Source organism: Pseudomonas syringae group sp. J254-4 (assembly GCF_032586855.1).
Taxonomy (GTDB): Bacteria; Pseudomonadota; Gammaproteobacteria; order Pseudomonadales; family Pseudomonadaceae; genus Aquipseudomonas; species Aquipseudomonas amygdali.
Genome location: NZ_JAWHOO010000002.1, coordinates 375736 through 395280, shown reverse-complemented (window position 1 = coordinate 395280; position 19545 = coordinate 375736). Strand labels below are relative to the sequence as shown.

Annotated in this window: 10 protein-coding genes; 2 read left to right on the top strand and 8 right to left on the bottom strand. The window is 59.9% G+C overall.

The genetic code is table 11. From position 1 onward, the window contains the following. Positions 1–262 precede the first annotated feature (262 nt). Positions 263–6361, top strand: coding sequence for a membrane-targeted effector domain-containing toxin (locus RYB09_RS04870; protein WP_316887601.1), 6099 nt, complete (start codon positions 263–265; stop codon positions 6359–6361). Between the two features lie 10 nt (positions 6362–6371). Here RYB09_RS04870 and RYB09_RS04865 read toward each other — a convergent pair whose 3' ends face one another. The 8 genes from RYB09_RS04865 to glnE all read right to left on the bottom strand — a co-directional run bounded on the left by RYB09_RS04865 (position 6372) and on the right by glnE (position 16442). Next, complete coding sequence (locus tag RYB09_RS04865; protein WP_058407712.1) at positions 6372–7817, bottom strand: lipopolysaccharide kinase InaA family protein; 1446 nt, start codon at positions 7815–7817, stop codon at positions 6372–6374. Beyond that, positions 7817–8596, bottom strand: a complete 780-nt coding sequence (locus tag RYB09_RS04860; protein ID WP_058399878.1) for a lipopolysaccharide kinase InaA family protein — start codon at positions 8594–8596, stop codon at positions 7817–7819. Before RYB09_RS04860 ends, RYB09_RS04865 begins: the two co-directional genes overlap by 1 nt. After that, positions 8593–9327, bottom strand: a complete 735-nt coding sequence (locus tag RYB09_RS04855; RefSeq protein ID WP_058407713.1) for a lipopolysaccharide kinase InaA family protein — start codon at positions 9325–9327, stop codon at positions 8593–8595. The genes RYB09_RS04860 and RYB09_RS04855 overlap by 4 nt, the downstream gene beginning before the upstream one ends. Then, positions 9327–10133: a lipopolysaccharide core heptose(I) kinase RfaP gene (rfaP, locus tag RYB09_RS04850; protein ID WP_058399876.1), complete on the bottom strand. Its 807-nt coding sequence runs from the start codon at positions 10131–10133 to the stop codon at positions 9327–9329. Before rfaP ends, RYB09_RS04855 begins: the two co-directional genes overlap by 1 nt. Further along, positions 10133–11254, bottom strand: coding sequence for a glycosyltransferase family 4 protein (locus RYB09_RS04845; protein ID WP_058399875.1), 1122 nt, complete (start codon positions 11252–11254; stop codon positions 10133–10135). Before RYB09_RS04845 ends, rfaP begins: the two co-directional genes overlap by 1 nt. Further along, complete coding sequence (waaC, locus tag RYB09_RS04840) at positions 11254–12318, bottom strand: lipopolysaccharide heptosyltransferase I (RefSeq protein WP_122280664.1); 1065 nt, start codon at positions 12316–12318, stop codon at positions 11254–11256. Before waaC ends, RYB09_RS04845 begins: the two co-directional genes overlap by 1 nt. 2 nt (positions 12319–12320) lie before the next feature. Next, the gene (waaF, locus tag RYB09_RS04835) at positions 12321–13355 is read right to left on the bottom strand and encodes a lipopolysaccharide heptosyltransferase II (protein WP_122280663.1); all 1035 of its coding nucleotides are present in this window, start codon (positions 13353–13355) and stop codon (positions 12321–12323) included. A 129-nt stretch (positions 13356–13484) separates the two neighbouring features. Continuing rightward, positions 13485–16442, bottom strand: coding sequence for a bifunctional [glutamate--ammonia ligase]-adenylyl-L-tyrosine phosphorylase/[glutamate--ammonia-ligase] adenylyltransferase (gene glnE, locus RYB09_RS04830; protein WP_316887600.1), 2958 nt, complete (start codon positions 16440–16442; stop codon positions 13485–13487). A gap of 384 nt (positions 16443–16826) precedes the next feature. Here glnE and aceE point away from each other — a divergent pair, with 384 nt between their 5' ends. Beyond that, positions 16827–19472 (top strand): pyruvate dehydrogenase (acetyl-transferring), homodimeric type, encoded by a 2646-nt coding sequence (gene aceE, locus RYB09_RS04825; protein ID WP_058399871.1) that lies wholly within the window; start codon positions 16827–16829, stop codon positions 19470–19472. Positions 19473–19545: the final 73 nt, after the last annotated feature.

The window sequence follows — 19545 nt, the reverse complement described above, 5'->3', positions numbered from 1 at the left end:
CCCGAGAAAAGGTGTGCCCCCGCACAGCGGGCTGAGGGCAGCTAAAGGGCGGGATTATAACGTAATGACCAAGGATTGGCTCGACGCGCTGAAATGTCATCGGGGATGCCCGCCAGACGGCGTAGGAAACATCTCTTTCTCAGCATCAATAACTATCTACGACTTGACGCCTGTTGCTTCTGATTAATTGAGGCCCATCGTCGCCGGCCCGAAGGCCGTCGCTCAAACCTCAGCGCCTGAAGTGCGCAATGGAACGCCTGTCATGACACAAACACTGCCCCCTTTGGCTGTAACGCCTACACCACTGACACCTGTCGATACCTGGCCTGCCGCCTCTGCCGCACTGAAAAGGCTCGATGAACTGCGCACCCTTCTGGCCATCGAGCTTAAGGCCCAGCCTGGCCCGGGCGAAGCGCTGTTGACTGCGCTTGGCGGTTCCGACGAGTCTGAACGGGAGCTGGAAATATTCAGCCTGTTGCAACAGACCGATGACTACTGGACAGACCCTGGGAAAAACGCTGAAAGCCGCCGCGACCGGCTTGTACCGGCCTTGCAGCGAGCCTTGCGTGATGAAGCCAGCGTCAGGATTCACGAGCGTGATCTGGAGAGTGGCTACCTGGCCTGCCTGCCGGACTCGCCCGATCAGCCGCAAAGCCCGGCGCTCACTTACGCCTCGCTGCATGTGCAATTGCACGATGACGAACACGTCGAAATGGCCGGCGTGCTGGCGATATCCCAGGAACAGGGACGCACGCTGCTGATGTTGCCCGGGCTGGGCATCATGGGCTTTGCCACGCAGGCGCTGATGCTCGCAACCCTGGCGCGCTGGCTCAATACAGCGACGTTGCAGGATGCTCTCCTGAACACGATGGAAAAGCGTCATCAAGACCAGCTCTTCAAGATCAGCCAGGACGCCGACCTGTACCTTGAGCCGTTCACGGCTGAAGACCTGCAATTACAGCCGGTCACCACCCCCCCCTTCGGGCATGCCCTGGATCGTCTGCTGAACAAGCAACGCAATGACATTCGCCATGCGTGCGAACGACCTGACAGTGAAGACCGGGTAACACGTCAGGCGCTGATTCAGGCAGCCATCGACATGCGCGGTCTGCTCGGCCCCGCCTGCATGCTCGAACTGCGCGAACTGACCAACAGGCAACGTCAGTATCATCGAAACCTGCCGGACTGGATAAAGATTACCAGCGAGGCCGACCTGCAGACCTACGCCAGGCATCTGCAACACTACGATGAGGCACATGCCGCGATGCTCAGCGTACTGGGCAGCGCGGCCTCTCCAGAACATTTTGCCGAAGCCCGTTTGCGCACCCGGCTGGCCGATGACCTGGGCCATGACCTGGACCCGCGCGCATTGACCATCGACACGCGTCGCACGCTGCCATCCACGAGCGAGACCTACCGCGTGACATGCTCACTGGTCGAGCTGGCACTCTATGGCCTGCACCCGGACGACGAGAGTGCAGGCTCGGACTTTCTCGATCACACCGTTATCACTCTTGATGGCAAACCGCTTGATGCAGCCTGCTCGGCATTGAATCCAGCTTACCTTGCCGGAGTGATCGATGAGCTCGATCTGCGGGCGGAGTTTGGCGAGTTTCAACGCAAGGCTTACCAGCAAGAGCACAACCGGCAAATGCTCTGCGCACTGGCGCGAACCCGACTGACCGCGCAGGGTTGGGCGGCGAAGATGCAGGGGCATATCCAGCCCGGTGATTTCGCCATGGTCGCGGCACTGACCGGCCCGGCAGCGCGCGCATCCGATCCAGCATTGCGTGTACAACAGATCAAACTCAACAACCGCAACGTGATGGCCAGATTGCTGGTGTTTCGCAAGCAGGATGCCGAGGGGCGTACGCAGCGGCTGATCATGGTTGCCACCGATGCACCCGGGCAGCAGCACTTCAAAGCCTTCGACACTGAAACCCAACTGCTGCACGAGGTGGTCGGCTGGACTGCTTCGCCATCAATGATCAACTACCTGCTCGATCAGGTGGAAGTGGATGCCCGTGCGGCACTGGCAGAGCAACTGACGGCACTGGCACTCAAACCCCAGCCTTCGAAAGACTTCATTCAGTTTATTGATCATGCGGACTGCGAGTCGGCCTTGCGCCGCTTTACCGACGAACAGACCCGCATATTGCTTTCCGAACAGGCCAGGCATACGCCGGACTGGTACCTGCGCGCCAGTCGCGCCCAGCGCCGGGAACTGCTGGCCCTTGAACAGGCCATTGGCGGAGCGCTCGACAACTATCAGGCGCAGCCACACACAGGAGTCAAGCCATTCCAGGATTACGTACACCAACGTGCCAGCCAGCAAATCGGCAAGCTGCTGAACGTACCAGCCGGCACGGTAGACCCCGACCTGATCGTAATTACCACCGAGCGCGAAACACTGACCTACACCGACATGCTGCTCAATGGCTATGACGACAGCATTGACCCCTTGCGTGCTTCCGCAGCAACCAGCGCGACGTTCAGCGGCCCGGAAGGCATCGACGTGAGCGCGCTGTCAGCTGCTGCCGTTGCAGGTTCGGTGCGCGGTCAGTGGCTGGCGGACGAGTACATTGCCTTGATCAGAAACACCCTGCTGAACAGCGAAAGCGAAGGCTATGCCTACCGTCGCCAGTTCAGCGTGATGATCACGCAACTGCAGATGCAGGCAGCGGCATTGCGCAGCGTGCTGAAAGGTCATATCGAAGCAGCGCACTATGCGTGGTTGAAACAATCTCTGGATAACGCCCACCTTGACGACACCGCCTCCCGCGAGCGATATCCCCTCTACCCGCTGCAAGTGCATGTGGACAAACCGTTTATCGCCTCGGGGCTGACCGGCGTCGATCAACTGGTCATCCCCAGCACACTGCTCACCCACGTCGAAACCGTGCAGGGCTGCCTGGTGATCCTGCCGACACAGACTCGCCATGCTGCGCTGCTCTACACGCCGCAGGCGCCTGACGGTATCGAGTTTCGTCTGTTCAGCGACTTTGTGCGCTCGCTCGTTAGCGAAGGCATGATCGATTACTACAAGGATCGCTGCCGGATCAAGGCGCGCCGAACCTTGTCGTTCTTGCTCCGCGACATGCAGCAGGGTAAGGCCAACAAATCTCCGGTCATTCCCAAGGCATTCATTTCAGACTTCGCCGACACCTGTTTCAACAGGCCGCTGGAGCGCAGGTTGCGTGATGTGGAAGAGACCACCACCGGCCGCAACGACATGCTCGTCCGGCTGATCTGGGTCAGCGTCGAGATAATTGCTACCGCCTTGACCCTGCCGTTCCCACCGGCAAGCTTTGCGGTTGGCAGCCTGCTTTCATTGCATGACAGCGGGCAGGCAGTTGCCGCCTTGACTGAAGGCGACCAGCAACGCGCTGCAACATACATGCTCTCGGCACTCTTCAACGGCATCGGCGCAGGCAGCGACTTGTTGGTTGGCATTAAAGGCTTCGGCGGCGTATTGCATCAGCTTGAGCATGGTCATCAATCACCACCGGTCCTCCGCTCGTTCCAGCGCCAGTCCTCGCTGCCGCGTTACGAGGACCTGTACCCGGTTGAACTGCAGGAGCAGGTTTTTCTGATCGGCAAGCCCAACGCCCATGGTCACGCCGCAGTTTTCCATGCACCCCACGTCGCCTCGGCGCCCCCGATGGCAACCGGTCAGTTCGCCCTGAGAGAAGCCGCTGGTGCCTGGCAGCCGCTCCTGCCACCGCCCAACGCCGTGGCGCGCGTGCCTTCAGGGTTGCGCACCGAACTGGCAGTCGACGTTTCGCTGGATAACGTGCCACGTATCACCGACGGCCACGCGAAAGGCGTGTACGCACTCAACGGAAAAAATTACATCAGGTTGTCAGATCACACCTTTCAGGTTCAATACGATGCGCATCTGCGCTGCTGGCAGATCATCGATCCGGCCAATCCATTCGCATTCTTCGGCAAACAGCCGGTTCGCCTGAATGAACAGGGCCAGTGGCTGGTCGTCGACCGGCGCTTGCGCGGCGGCGGGCTGGACGGTCCGGGGAGCTATAGGCCACTGCCTGAAGATGCCGCCGCAGGCTCGCTCAACACGTTGATCGACTATGAGATGCCAAGCACCATGAGAGCGCATCTGGACATCGTTATCCGCAAGGAAGTCTTCGACCCGACCGGCGCAGGTCTGGAAGCCTACTTCGAGACCTATTTCACGGAAGTACGTCAGACCTTTACAGCGTTTCGGGAAAAGCTCTACCAGGACGCTCAGGCATTTTTTGCCCGATTCTCTGCGCCGCCCAGGCCAGCACTTCCCGCTTATGGCCTGCCCGGCAAGGTCGAGACACTCATCGAGCACATCTTCACGCACAGCAACGGGCTGGTTTTCAGCGAGGCCCCCAGGTCGGTAGCCAGCAAGCGTCTGCTCCTGCTCAACATGCCATTGCTGGCAGAGCAGCGTGTCGAGGTCCTGTACATCGAACACCTGCTGACCGACAAACACCTGCGCAAACTGGCCAGGTATCGCCAGTTGGGCAAAAAGAGTCGCTCTGGCTCTCATGAGCTCAAGTACTACCTGCACGACGTCAATCGCGGCGCCTTGAACAACTCGAGCAGCGAATACGACTACTACCACCTGATCAAGGAAGCCCACCGTCACGGCATCGAAGTGCGCCCGTTCAGCTCGTCGATAAGCTACCCGTTTTTCGGCCATTCGGTGCTGGCCGCCGCTGATGATCCGGCAGCGGCCAGCAAAATGAGCAACTTCTTCGGGCACAGGCTCATCAGCCAAGACATCGCACCGGGCTCTTCCAAACGCTGGGTCGCGCTGCTCGACCAGAAACTTGCCACGACGCATGATCAGGTGCCCGGCATTGCCGAGATGCAAGGAGTCGTCAGTGTGCATGTTCAGGACATACCGGCAGGACGCCCGACCCGCATAAGTGAAGGTACCGACGGGTCGCATCAAAACACGCCGACTCGCTGTAACTTCACCATCGCGTTTGCCGACCCTGCGCTGCCGGGCGTTCCGCTGCCCCCCGCCACCCCTGTGGATGACATGCTGATCCGAGAGCTGAGGGGCTCCGTTGCCGAGGGCGAGCATTGGGCGGGCCAGTACGGGTTTGTCCACGGCGAAAACACTACCTGGCTACGCGTACCACCCGAAGAGTGGACTGCCGACAGCCCGATGACAGCGATCCAGCAATCCTTGGCCGACGCGACCTATGAGATGCCGCTTGATACCAGAACGACGCTTCATACATTGGCGAACTTCGAAAGGAAAGGGCTCGACATGGAGTATTTCTTTGAAGACACAAAACTCGACACTGTTCGCAACACGTTCGCCCAGCGCCGCAAAAATCTGCAAAAGGACGCCGCCACGATCAGATCAGCCCAACTGCCACCTCGCCCGACATTGCCAGCCATCGAGCCACAGACGAGCACGGCGGGGCTGCTTGAAACCCTGTACCGTCACACGGAAGGCATCGTTATCGGCGAGTCGCATTTTTCTGTTTCGAGCAAAAAACTGATCATCGACAACCTGCCATTGCTGGCGCGGCAAAACGTCAAGACGTTGTACATGGAGCACCTGCTGACCGACCTGCATCAGGCGGACCTGGATCGTTTCTTCGAAACCGGGCAGATGAGCAAAACGTTGCTGCATGACCTGAAAATCCTGGACCGTGGGCATCACACCGATCCGGACAAGGTCTACAACTTCGAACAACTGATCATCAAGGCGCGGCAGTACGGCCTGGAGGTCCGCGCTATCGACTGCGCAAGCAGCTATCACCTCAAAGGCATCGCCAGGGAAGAGTCCATCACCCGCCAGCAGATGATGAATTACTTTGCGTCGCGCACAATCCGCAGGCATCAGGACGTGATGGGTTCCCACAAATGGATCGCGCTGGTGGGCAACAGCCATTCCAATACCTACCAGGGCGTGGTACCCGGTATTGCAGAACTGCAAGGAGGAATCGGTCTGCGGGTTATTGATGTGGCACCAGGCAAATCGACCGGCGTAGTACCGGATCCGGGAGAGCTTGTTACGGGAGGCATAACCAATGAACAGGTCTACATCAAGGGCGATTACCGAGTGGCCATGGAAGTGTCGCGCCCAGAGTCAGCCAGACTCTTGAGCATTGACCAACGCCTCTTCAAGCCGGGAATGTTTCTGGTGCAACAGGGCGAAGGCGATTTGCAGACCATCGTCCATCGCGCTCGTGACACATGGATTCATCGCACACCGGTGCAGCGCAATGCCGAGGGCAAACTGTATCTGGAGCGTGTGCGTTGGCCGCGTATCCATCTCAAACCCTTCGACGACATGGACGCGCTGGTGACGGCCCTCGAGGCGATGAACCTCACCCGCATTGCCTGAGAGGCCAGGCTCAGTCTGGCGTGATCTTCGGCAGGCGCTGCTCCAGTATCTGGTGCAGCGCACTCTGCACCGGCCAGTTGCGCATAAACCGCGCCCGGTCACGCGCGTAGGCTGCTGCAAAGGACGATTGAGAACTGTGCTGCTGCATGGCATCCAGGTCGATCATCGCCCAGCGATCGGTGTGCCAGAACAGGTTATGCCCCTTGAAATCACCATGACTGATACGCGCCTGGATAAGCTGTGCGAACAGCGTGTCCAGCGCCAGCAGTTCGGCCTCTGGTGCATCACCGGTTGCCACATGGGGAGCGAAGCGCTCGATGATGTCCGGTCCCTCGATAAACTCGGTCACCAGCCAGGCTTTGCTGCGCAAGCCGAGAAAACGCTTTTCCTGAACTGCCAGCGGTTTTGGTGTGGCGATGCCGAGAAACATCAGGCGGTTACCTTCGCGCCATGAATGCCAGGCCCGGCTGGGACGCCAGAAGCGCTTGAGCCAGTGACTGAAATTCTTGATGTTGTAACGCTTGATGACCAGCGTACGACCACTGATTTCGACACGGCCTACACTCGCAGCGCCACCGGTCTTGTACAGATGGCCCTTGTCGAGCAGGGCATCAGCCTGATCAAGTACCGGCAGCATCGCGACCTCCTCCTCGCGACGAACAGCACGGAACACCGAAGCGCTGTCCTCGACGCTGAACAGACTGCAATCGCGCACGGTCTTGCTCATGAAGTCCTTGAGCCGCCAGCTGCGAACCTTGTCGATCTGCTTTTGCAGCGCCTCCATCGGCAAACCATGCTCGGCGTTGCTCAGCAGGTAATGCACCAGCAACTCTTCAGTGAAGGGCTCGAAAGACCTGGGCAACTGGGCAAAGAACACACCGAGGTTTTCCAGCACCTTTTGCCGGGACAACGGTGTGCCGGCCTGCTCGGCGCGAATACCGGCACCATCAATCAAGTACAACTGCCCGTTGTGGCGCAGCAGGTTGTCGAGGTGCAAATCTTCCTGCCACAAGCCTTTGGCGTGTTGCCGGGCGATGGCGCTCAGCGCCTCGCCGAGCACGGCTTGCTGCTCATCCGCCAAGGGTGGCAGGTCCTGGACAGTATTCCAGGCATCGCCCAGGCTTGACGCCTGCTCCAGAAACTCGAACAGCAGCCAGCCACCCTCACCATCCTGCAAACCGTCGGCCAGCAGCAGCGGTGTGGTCAGCCCCTGTTCGGCAAGCAGGCGCACCCCGGCCAGTTCACGCTGAAAGTGTCGGGCCGCCTTGTCGCCCACCAGCAGTTTTGCCAGCACCGTTCGGCCTCGCCAGACACCTGCACCGACGTAGCGCTGCCCCGGCAATACACGCAGCAGGGTCAGCAATTGCAGTTCAGCCGAACCGGCAGCATCGGCCAGCGTCAGGCTCATCGGCAACTCGGGGGTACGTCCAGCGGTCTTGAGTTCAGACAAACGCATCAACGGGTCTCTTTATCATCGCGGTGTTGAAGGTCTCGTTTGTGAGCGCCGCGCTTGCCCAGACGCGCATTCCAGGCGTCGACCAGCAGGCTATTCGGCGTGGCTTGCAGATAAGCCGCCAACAGCTCGCGCCGATCGGCCTCATTCCACATCGGCGCGCGGCGCAGCAGCGGTTCGAGGTCGCGGGCAAGGTCACGCTTGCCGAAGATCACCGGACGGGTTTTCTCCAGGTCGATCAATTGCGCCTGGTAGCCCTTTCCCACCGCCTGCAGAAAAATATGCTTGGGATAAAAGCAGCCATGAACCTGTCCGGCACCGTGCAGCGTGCGCGCCAACTGGCCGCAGGCGTGAAGTACCGCCAGACGCTGGACGCTCTCCATCTGGTTCCACTGCTGCAACAGTTCGTCAAGATCGGTCCAGCCGTCCAGCGCACGCGTCATGAGGATCGCCCGGTATTCCCCGTCGACCTTGCGCTCGCCATAAAACACCGCTTGCAGCGCTGGAATGCCCAGTTTGCGGTAGCGACTGATGTTACGAAACTCACGAGAGAAGGACGGCTCGCCAAACGGATGATGCAACGTGTGGGTCAGGTAATTGCTCTGGCGCTTGAGGTAAAACCCCTGACCTTCCAGGTCGAGACGGAACACACTGCTCCAGCCGCCGCGCCCGGTATTGGGCTCGTCGACCGCATCAAGCCTGATGTTCCAAAGCGATTCAAAATCAGCCAGGTTGTGACGCGCCAGTAACGGCTGGTCAGCACTGGCAATAAAAACGCTCATTCACGGCCCTCGAAAAAGCTGACGATATGTCGAATACGTTTCTTGTCGGAGGCGTTCAACCGCGTTCGCTGACGGTACTGCAGGTAGAAGCGCAGACGCTGGGTAGCTGACAAGTGATACTTGGCGACCTTGTCCAGGCACGCCAGATCCTTGGTGATCCGATAGCGCAGCATGAAGCTCCACCAGAATGCGCCGTTGGGGCAATCGATGAAAAACAGCTTGCCTTCGTCATCGACCAACAGGTTGCGCCATTTCAAATCATTATGTGTGAAATGGTTGTCGTGCATGGTCCGGGTACAGGCAGCCAACTGGCGGCTGACAGCGTCGACCCAGTGCCGGTCGGTCAGTCGCGGATCCTTGCGTTGTGCCAGCGCAGACAAGTCTTCGGTATTGGGCAAGCCGCGAGTGATCAGTGCGCCGCGATCATACGCTGCGCCGTTGCGCTCCAGCCCCCAGGCCACCACCTCTGCCGTGGGAATGCCCCATTTGGCAAAGCGCTTGAGGTTCTGCCACTCGGACTTGACCCTGGGCTTGCCGATGTAACGGCGCAGGCCTTTGCCCGCTCCTACGTAGCGTTTGACGTAGTAGTAAACCCCGGCGCGCTCGACGCGAATGACGTCGGACAGCGGGTCGCGGGTCAACTGCTGGCCCTGCAAGGCAAACACGGCATCCAGACTGCCGAAATCCTGCTGCAGAAAAGCGTACTCGGGCTCAAGCTTCCAGCCCGCCATCAGAGCGCATCCCCGTAGCGCACTTTGCGCTGATACAGCTTGTCGGCCTTCTTCTCCAGCCAGCTCAGCAGCGCTGCTTCCTTGCGCAGTATTTCGCGCAGCGGTTTCTGAAAATAACCCTTGAGGAAACGCAGCTTGTCGCGGCGGGTCAGGCCGATGTCCAGCGCTGAAAAATACAGCGCGGCCAGGTCCTTGTTGCGCCAGCGCGGCGTGATCGCACGGCGGGTCTGAGCACGGTGCAGGTCGATGACCGACAATCTGAAATTGTCAGCGGTGACCGGCGTATCGGTGTGCAGCAGAAAATGACAGATGTAACAGTCGCGATGGTTCACGCCGGCGCGGTGCATCATGCCGACCAAGCGGGCAACTTCGGCGATAAACGCTCTTTTCAGACGAGGCTCGGGCGGCTGGGTGCGCCAGTTGAGGCTTACGTCTTCCAGGCTGGTAGTCGGGGCCAGCTCTTCAGTGACAATAAACGAATGCTGCGCGGCAGGGTTGCTGCCACGTTCACCATAAGCCACAGCCGTCATGGTCGGCACGCCGACTTCATGCAGGCGCTCGATGGCGTCCCATTCCTTGCCCGCGCCCAGCACTGGCAACTTGGCAGTTGCCAGATTCTTGGCGATTTCGCCCCAGCCAATGCCACGGTGGATCTTGACGAAGTAGCCACGCCCGTTGACCTCGGTGCGCAGCGTGCGGCGTCCTTCCAGCTCGCGGTAGACCTCGCCGCTCAGGCCCTCGACCTCGACGAACGCATCGCGTCCGGCCCACAGGCTCTTGAACGGTTCAGCCAGGAACAGCTTCATCAATAGTGCTCCGCCAGAATCACATCCGCAGCGTGTTGCGGCATGCTGTAAAGGTCCGCTGTATCAGCAAAGGCCAGGCCATTGCGCCCCCATGCGCTGCGTGCGCCATCATCCTTAAGCATGTCCGACAGGTAGCGATTGAGTTGCGCCTGATCGAACGGCTCGTCCAGCACCCGCCCGCAGTCAGCTTCGGCTATGTAATGGGCGTAGCCGCAGACCGCGCTGACCAGGACCGGCAAACCGGCAACCAGCGCTTCGAGCAGCACGGTCCCGGTGTTTTCGTTGTAGGCCGGATGAATCAGCAGGTCGGCGCCCAGCAGAAAACGCGGAATATCGCTGCGCCCTTTCATGAAGGTCACCTGCTCGCCCAGGCCGAGCGCCGCGCTCTGCAATTGGAATACTTTGGGGTCGTCCTGACCGATTACAAACAGCCGCGTGCGTTTCTTGAGCTCGGCAGGCAAGGCTGCCAGCGCCTTCAGGCTGCGATCGACGCCCTTTGTCTTGAAACCGGAGCCGATCTGCACCAATAACAGGTCATTGTCGGCAAGCCCGAATTCCTTGCGAAAGCCTGCACGAATCTCAGGTGCGTCCGGCGGTGCGCGGCGATCCTGGGAAATGCCCGGTGGCAGCAAGTGAAAGCGCGACGGCGGGGTGTCGTAATGCTTGATGAACAGCGGCTGCTGCACTTCGGAAATCATCAACACCTGAGTTTTCGAGTCTTTAGCAAACACCGCGCGCTCGTAGTCAGCAAAGTGGCGATAACGGCCCCACTTGCGATACAGCGGGCTGCGCAGATTCTGCGCCTTGTCCTCGAAGCAGCCGTCGGCGGCGTAATACACATCCAGACCGGGCATCTTGTTGAAACCGATCAGGCGGTCCACCGGGCGCCTGGCCAGGTCTGCCTCCATCCACGCAGTAAGCTTTTCGTTGCGTCGATGGTTGAAGAACGCCTTGACCGGCGCTACCAGCACTTCAAAACCGGGCGGCACATCGCCTTCCCAGATCAGGGTGTAGACGCGGATCTGGTGGCCGCGCTGTTGGCACTCCAGCGCAATGCGCATGAAGTCGCGTTGCAGGCCGCCAAACGGAAAGTATTTGTAGAGTACAAAAGCCAGTTGCATCAGCCAGGTTCCTTTGCCAGCAACAGCGCGCCCAGTTGGCTCGCTACTCGCTCGGGATTCAAGCGAGTGAAGCACATCGGCCACTCGCGTTTAAGGTCGAACCGGCGCTGATCATCGGCGCTCGGTTGGTACGTGCATTTCTTTTGCAGGCACGGCGTGCAGCCCGGATAGTCGCTGGCCAGATGCACCTGCGACTTGCCGTAGGCCCCGGTCAGGCCCGGATTGGTCGGGCCAAACAGGGAAATGGTCGGCACATCCAGTGCAGCGGCCAGGTGCCCGATGCCGGTGTCTACCGCGACGCACGCCTGTGCGCTGGCCAATACCCGCGCTACACCTGCCAGATTCAGCTTGGGCAGCACGTGTGCGCTGTCCAGACCGTCGGCAATGCGCTCGGCGCGTGCCTTTTCTGCCGGGTTGCCCCATGGCAACTGCACCTGCAGGCCACGAGCGGCCATCAGTTCGGCCAGTTGTCGCCAGTACAGCTCGGGCCAGTGCTTGGTGTCCCAGGTCGTGCCATGCAGGAACAGCACGAACGGGGCCTGCAACGTGTCATCAAGAGTCGCCAAGGGCTTGAGGCCGTAGTCGCCCATGCCGGACGGCTGTGGATAACCCAATGCCTGAGCGAACAACTGACGAAGCCGCTCGACCGCATGCTGCCCGCGTGGCACTGCAAAAGCGTGGTCATAAAAGCGACTGGCGACCGATTCACGTGCCGAGTCGCGGTCCAGTCCTGCCACCGGCGCATCGATATAACGCGTCAGCCAGGCACTTTTGAACAGGCCCTGAGCGTCAATCACCAGATCATAGTGCTGTTCGCGCACCTGCTGCTTGAAGCGCCGCCACTCCCCCGACCTGAACGTCTGCCAGAGGTGCTTGCGCCAGCGGCGGATCGCCACCGGGATCACCTTGTCGACCGCCGGGTGCCAAGCGGGAATTTCGGCGAAACCCTCTTCCACTACCCAGTCGAAGCGGATGCCGGGCAGCGCTCGCTGCGCATCGGTCAGTGCGGGCAAGGCATGGATAACATCGCCCAGCGAAGAAGTCTTGATCAGCAGTACCCGCAAAATCAGGCAACCTCCACCGGCGTACTGCTCAGGCGGCTCAGCGCCTGAATCACGGCGTCCGGCTCAAGCAGACGCATGCAGTTGTAATGGCCGAAACGGCAGGTGCGCTCAAAGCACGGGCTGCACTCGATGCCCAGACGCACCACTTCCACTGCGTCGGCCAGCGGTGGCGTGAAGCCCGGCGAGGTCGAACCGTAGACGGCCACCAGCGGGCGATTCAGCGCTGCGGCCACGTGCATCAGGCCGGAATCGTTGGACACCACCGCGTCGGCACACGAGAGCAGGTCGATGGCCTCAGCCAGCGAGGTTTCACCACTGAGGTTGACGGACTCCTCGCGCAGGCCGGGAATCAACTCCTGGCGAATACTCTCGCCGACCGGGTGATCCTTTTTCGAACCGAACAGCCAGACCTGCCAGCCTTCACGAATGCTGGCGTCAGCGACTTGTGCGTAATGCTCGGCAGGCCAGCGCTTGGATTCGCCGAACTCGGCACCAGGGCATAGCGCCAGCACCGGACGGTCGAGGGTCAGGCCGAACTTGCTCAACGCCGCATCGCGAGTCGCGGTGTCGATGCGCAGGCTGGGCTTGGGATAAGGACGCGGCAACTCGGTGCTCTTGTCGAATGCCAGGGCCATGAAACGCTCGATCATCAGCGGATAGCGCTGTTTGTCGAGGGTGCGCACGTCATTGAGCAGGCCGTAGCGGAATTCGCCACGCCAGCCGGTACGTTTCGGTATACCAGCGAAAAACGGCACCAGCGCGGATTTCAGCGAATTGGGCAGCAGGATAGCCTGATCGTATTGGCCAGCCAGGGACTTGCCGATCCGGCGACGGGTCGCCAGCTCCAGGGCACCGTGCCCCAGCGGAAAACTGAGCGCAGCGCGAACCTCCGGCATGCGCTCCAGTATCGGACGGCTCCATTCAGGGGCCAGCACGTCGATTTCGCACTCGGGATGACGCTGTTTCAGACACTGGAACAGCGTTTGTGCCATCACCATGTCACCGACCCAGCTAGGCCCAACGATCAGAATTTTCATGTTCTATCCAGAAACGACCAGAAACGATCAGGGAGGCCGATCAGACTGCGTGACATTCCCACACAACCTGTCGCCTCCCTGTCATAGCTTTATATAGTGTTGCAGCGGAATATGGCGTTGCCGCGCGGCTCAGCTCAACCCCATCTGCGTCCAGATCCGCATCACCTCACGCCGCTGGGCATGAAACTGATCGCCGCTGACCACACCCGCCTGCTTCTGCAAAGCCTGACGGTGCGCAGCCGAGCGATACGCCTTGTAGGCTTCGCGTAACAGGCTGGCGTCCGTGTCAGGCAACAGTCCGGCGTCCTCAAGCCCTTCGAGAATCCGGATGTTGTCGGTGTATTGCAGCAGCGCGGGATGCTCTCTGGACCACGCCAAGGCGGCGTATTGCACCATAAATTCGATATCGACGATACCTCCGGCGTCCTGCTTGAGGTCGAACGGCACCGACGCCTCGAAGGCATTGGCCGCCCTTCCGGCTGCTGTCACGCGGGTGCCGAGGTTGTCACGCATCTTGCCGCGCATCTCGCTGACCTCTGCGCGCAGCTTGCCCAGATCACGCTCGCGCCCCAGCACATCGGCACGGACTTTTTCGAACTGCTCGCCAACATCACGACTGCCGGTCATCACTCGCGCACGTACCAGCGCCTGATGTTCCCAGGTCCAGGCTTCATTGGCCTGATAACGGGCGAAGGCCCCCAGCGAACTGACCAGCAACCCGGACGCACCCGACGGCCGCAGGCGCATGTCGACGTCATACAGCTGACCGGAGTTGGTTTGCGTGGTCAGCAAATGGATGACCCGCTGCCCCAGCCGGGTGAAAAACTGCGCACTGTCGATCGGTTTGGCGCCGTCGGTCTCGGCTTGCAGATCGCCATCATGAATGAACACCAGATCCAGATCGGAGCCGTGGCCCAATTCGATACCGCCAACCTTGCCATAACCGACAATCACGAAACCTGGGTCGCACAACGTGCCGTCCGGGCGCGAGGGCGTGCCGTGGCGAGCCACGCTGTAGCGCCACGCCAGCGCCAGCACCTGGTCCAGAATGGCCTCGGCCAGCCAGGTCAGGTAATCACTGACTTTCATCAATGGCAGACTGCCAGATATCTCGGACGCCGCAACCCGCAGGCTGTGGGCCAGCTTGAAATGCCGCAGGGCTTCCATCTGCTGCTCGAGGTCGTCCTCCGGGATACGAATCAGCCGCTCACGCAGCTCGGCCGCCAGCTCTGGTGCCAACGGCGGATTGAACAGACGACCTTCATTGAGCAGCTCATCGAGCAGCAGCGGGAAGCGTGCGATCTGTTCGGCAATCCATGGGCTGGCAGCGCACAGGGTCAGCAGTTGTCGCAACGCATCAGGGTTTTCGGTCAGCAACACCAGATACGCCGAGCGCCGGGCGACCGCTTCTACCAGCGGAAGAACACGTTCCAGCACCAGGTCGGGCTTCTCATGCTCTACCGCCTGAGCCAGCAATCGAGGGATGAACGCATCCAGCCGCTCACGACTCAGACGCTGCATCGAACGCAGGTTGGGACTGCTGCGCAGGCTGGCCAGATTTTTCAGTGCCTTTTCCGCATCCACGAAACCGGCCTGCAACAGCTGGCGACCTGCGGCTTCTTCGTCTTGGGACTCTTCCCACAGGGGCAGCCACTCGCCACCCACTGCAACCTCACTGTCGTCCTGCTGCTCATCGTCAGGATCAGAATCGGGGTCGGCGATGACCTGACGGAAATGCCAGGACACCCGACTGCGCCAGTACATAAGGCGCTCGTGAAAACTGACCCAGTCGGCAAAGCCCATGATCAGGGCAATGCGTGCCTGATCCTGATCGTTGTCCGGCAACATTTGCGTCTGACGGTCGGCAATCGCCTGAATGGCGTGCTCGGTGTAACGCAAAAATTCGTAACCCTCGCGCAGCTCTTCAGTCACCGCCGAAGGCAGATAACCCTGCCCTTCAAGGGTTTTCAGCACTTTGAACAGCGGACGCTGTTGCAGGCTCAGGTCGCGGCCACCGTGGATCAGCTGGAACGCCTGGGCGATGAACTCGACTTCGCGAATACCCCCGGCACCGAGCTTGATGTTTTCCGCCATGCCCTTGCGCTTCACTTCCTGCTGAATCAGCTGCTTCATGGTGCGCAGCGCTTCAATGGCCGAGAAGTCCAGGTAACGGCGATACACAAACGGGCGCAACATATCCAGCAGCTCGGCACCTGCGGTCTGATCGCCGCCGACCACTCGCGCCTTGATCATCGCGTAACGTTCCCAGTCCCGGCCCTGATCCTGATAATACTGCTCCAGCGCGTTGAAGCTGAGCACCAGCGCCCCGGAAGAACCGTAGGGCCGCAGGCGCATGTCGACCCGGAACACGAAACCATCGACAGTCACCGGGTCCAGCGCCTTGATCAGCCGTTGCCCCAGGCGAATGAAAAACTCCTGATTGTCCAGCGCTCGCTTGGTGCCCTGCGTCTCGCCGCCTTCCGGGTAGGCAAAGATCAGGTCAATGTCCGACGAAAGGTTCAGTTCGACCGCGCCGAGTTTGCCCATGCCCAGAATAACCATGTGCTGCGGCTGCCCAGAGTGACGACCGGTCGGTGTGCCGAACTGCTCGCAGTGCCGTGGATACAGCCATTGGTAGGCCAGGTCGATCGAAGCATCGGCCATTTCCGACAGATCACGGCAGGTTTCGATCAGATCCGCCTGACGGGTCAGATCGCGCCAGATGATTCGCACTTGCTGGCGTGCGCGCTGCCGACGTAGATTACGCCCCAACTCGTCATCACTGGCGGCGCTCGACAGGGCATCGGCAATCTGACCGCGCAATTGGCCAGCAGAGAAGCTACGCTCCAGCTCGCCCGAATCGGCCAGTTGCAGGAGCATCTGCGGGTCACGGCAAACTTGCTCGGTGACAAAATCACTGGCTGCGCAAACCCGGTCGAACGCCTTGCGGCGCGCCTCGGGCCAGGCCTCGAAAGACGTCAGCGCGTCCTCTGACAAAGCAGTGAGCGCGGCCTGGAACGTCTGGCGGGCACGGGTAATCAATGGCAGCAGAATGGCCGGAAATTCAGCCAGTAAAGGTAGGCTCATGGTCTATCCTTGATCGGCGTGCAAACGCCCGTCTTTCATGACGGCAAGACGCGTCTGCCAGCACCGCTTGTCGAACAAAGGTTATAAATTGCTGGAAAAATCAAATTAGAAGCATAAAAATCCGCTTTTTCCCTGCAAGATATTCAATAGCAATCAACAGTAACGTTTTAAGTTACAAGACAACAGGAGCGATTGAGTCGCTTCTCTGTAGTTTTACTACTGGGTCCGATACTCGGAGGGCTGAAATCGTCGTCGATTTGTAGTAAAACTACACGCCGCCGGATCCCACCCTCCGGTAATCCAAGAATTTATGTCGTCTGCCCACAAGGCCAGTCGCAAACTCAGGCAACCGATTCTGGAAGCCTTTCCGCCCTGGAGCAAGCCATGCAAGACCTCGATCCCGTCGAAACCCAGGAATGGCTGGACGCCCTGGAATCGGTTCTCGACAAAGAAGGCGAAGACCGCGCTCACTACCTGATGACCCGTTTGGGCGAGCTGGCCACCCGTAGTGGTTCGCAGCTGCCGTACGCCATCACTACGCCATACCGCAACACGATTCCTGTCACCCACGAAGCACGCATGCCTGGCGACCTGTTCATGGAACGCCGCATTCGCTCGCTGGTGCGCTGGAACGCATTGGCAATGGTCGTCAAAACCAACCTGAACGACCCGGATCTGGGCGGCCACATCTCCAGCTTCGCCTCCAGCGCAACGCTGTACGACATCGGCTTCAACTACTTCTTCCAGGCCCCGACCGACGAGCACGGCGGCGACCTGATCTACTTCCAGGGTCACGCATCGCCAGGCGTTTATGCCCGTGCGTTCCTCGAAGGCCGCATCACCGAAGACCAGATGAACAACTTCCGTCAGGAAGTCGACGGCAATGGCCTGTCGTCTTACCCACACCCGTGGCTGATGAAGGATTTCTGGCAGTTCCCGACTGTATCGATGGGCCTTGGCCCGATCCAGGCGATCTACCAGGCGCGCTTCATGAAGTACCTGGAGCACCGTGGTTACATCCCGGAAGGCAAGCAGAAAGTCTGGTGCTTCCTGGGTGACGGCGAGACCGACGAGCCGGAATCCCTGGGCGCCATCGCTCTGGCCGGTCGCGAGAAGCTCGACAACCTGATCTTCGTCGTCAACTGCAACCTGCAGCGCCTCGACGGCCCGGTTCGCGGCAACGCCAAGATCATTCAGGAACTGGAAGGCGTGTTCCGTGGTGCTCAGTGGAACGTCACCAAAGTCATCTGGGGCCGTTTCTGGGACCCACTGCTGGCCAAGGACGTCGACGGTATCCTGCAGCGTCGCATGGACGAAGTCATCGACGGCGAATACCAGAACTACAAGGCCAAGGACGGCGCGTTCGTCCGCGAGCACTTCTTCAACTCGCCTGAACTCAAGGCAATGGTTGCCGATCTGTCCGACGACGAGATCTGGAAACTCAACCGTGGCGGCCACGACCCGTACAAGGTTTATGCGGCCTACCACGAAGCCGTCAACCACAAGGGTCAACCGACCGTGGTTCTGGCCAAAACCATCAAAGGTTATGGCACCGGCGCCGGCGAAGCGAAAAACACTGCACACAACACCAAGAAGGTCGATGTCGACAGCCTGCGTCACTTCCGTGACCGTTTCGACATCCCGGTCAAGGACTCCGAACTCGAAGCCCTGCCGTTCTACAAGCCGGAAGAAGGCAGCGCCGAAGCCCGTTACCTGAGCGAGCGTCGTGCTGCGCTGGGTGGCTTCGTACCTCAGCGTCGCGCGCAGAGCTTCAGCCTGCCGACGCCGCCACTCGATACCCTCAAGGCCATCCTTGACGGTTCGGGCGACCGTGAAATCTCCACCACCATGGCTTTCGTGCGCATCCTGGCGCAGCTGGTCAAGGACAAGGAAGTCGGTCAGCGCATCGTGCCGATAATCCCGGACGAAGCCCGTACTTTCGGTATGGAAGGCATGTTCCGCCAGTTGGGCATCTACTCTTCGGTCGGCCAGCTCTACGAGCCAGTCGATAAAGAACAAGTGATGTTCTATCGCGAAGACAAGAAAGGCCAGATTCTCGAGGAAGGCATCAACGAAGCGGGCGCCATGTCCTCCTTCATCGCTGCCGGTACTTCGTATTCCAGCCACAACCAGCCGATGATTCCGTTCTACATCTTCTACTCGATGTTCGGTTTCCAGCGTATCGGCGACCTGGCATGGGCTGCTGGCGACAGCCGCACCCGTGGTTTCCTGATCGGCGGCACCGCCGGCCGTACCACGCTGAACGGCGAAGGCCTGCAGCACGAAGACGGTCACAGCCACATTCTGGCGTCGACCATCCCGAACTGCCGCACCTTCGACCCGACTTACGGTTACGAGCTGGCAGTGATCATCCAGGACGGCATGCGCCGGATGTTCGAAGAGCAGCAGGACGTTTTCTACTACCTGACCGTGATGAACGAGTCCTACGCCCAGCCAGCCATGCCGGCCGGTGCGGAAGAAGGCATCGTCAAGGGTATGTACCTGCTCGAAGAAGACACCCGGGAAGCGGCGCACCACGTCCAGTTGCTGGGCTCGGGCACCATCCTGCGTGAAGTTCGCGAAGCGGCGAAGATTCTCCGTGACGAGTTCAACATCGGCGCTGACGTCTGGAGCGTTACCAGCTTCAACGAACTGCGTCGCGACGGTCTGGCTGTAGAGCGCAACAACCGCCTGCACCCTGGCCAGAAGCCGGAACTGAGCTATGTTGAGCAGTGCCTCAACGGTCGCAAAGGTCCGGTCATTGCATCGACGGATTACATGAAGCTGTTCGCTGACCAGATTCGTCAGTGGGTTCCAACCAAGGAATACAAAGTCCTGGGCACCGACGGTTTCGGCCGTAGCGACAGCCGCAAGAAGCTGCGTCACTTCTTTGAAGTCGATCGTCACTTCGTTGTGCTGGCAGCTCTGGAAGCTTTGGCGGATCGTGGCGATATCGAACCTAAAGTGGTGGCGGAAGCCATCGCCAAGTTCGGCATCGATCCTGAAAAACGCAATCCACTGGACTGCTAAGAGTCTGCTTCAAGAGCGCTGATCAGAGCGTAAACAGCCGAGGATGCGGAATTTACCTACCGTAAATGAGCAT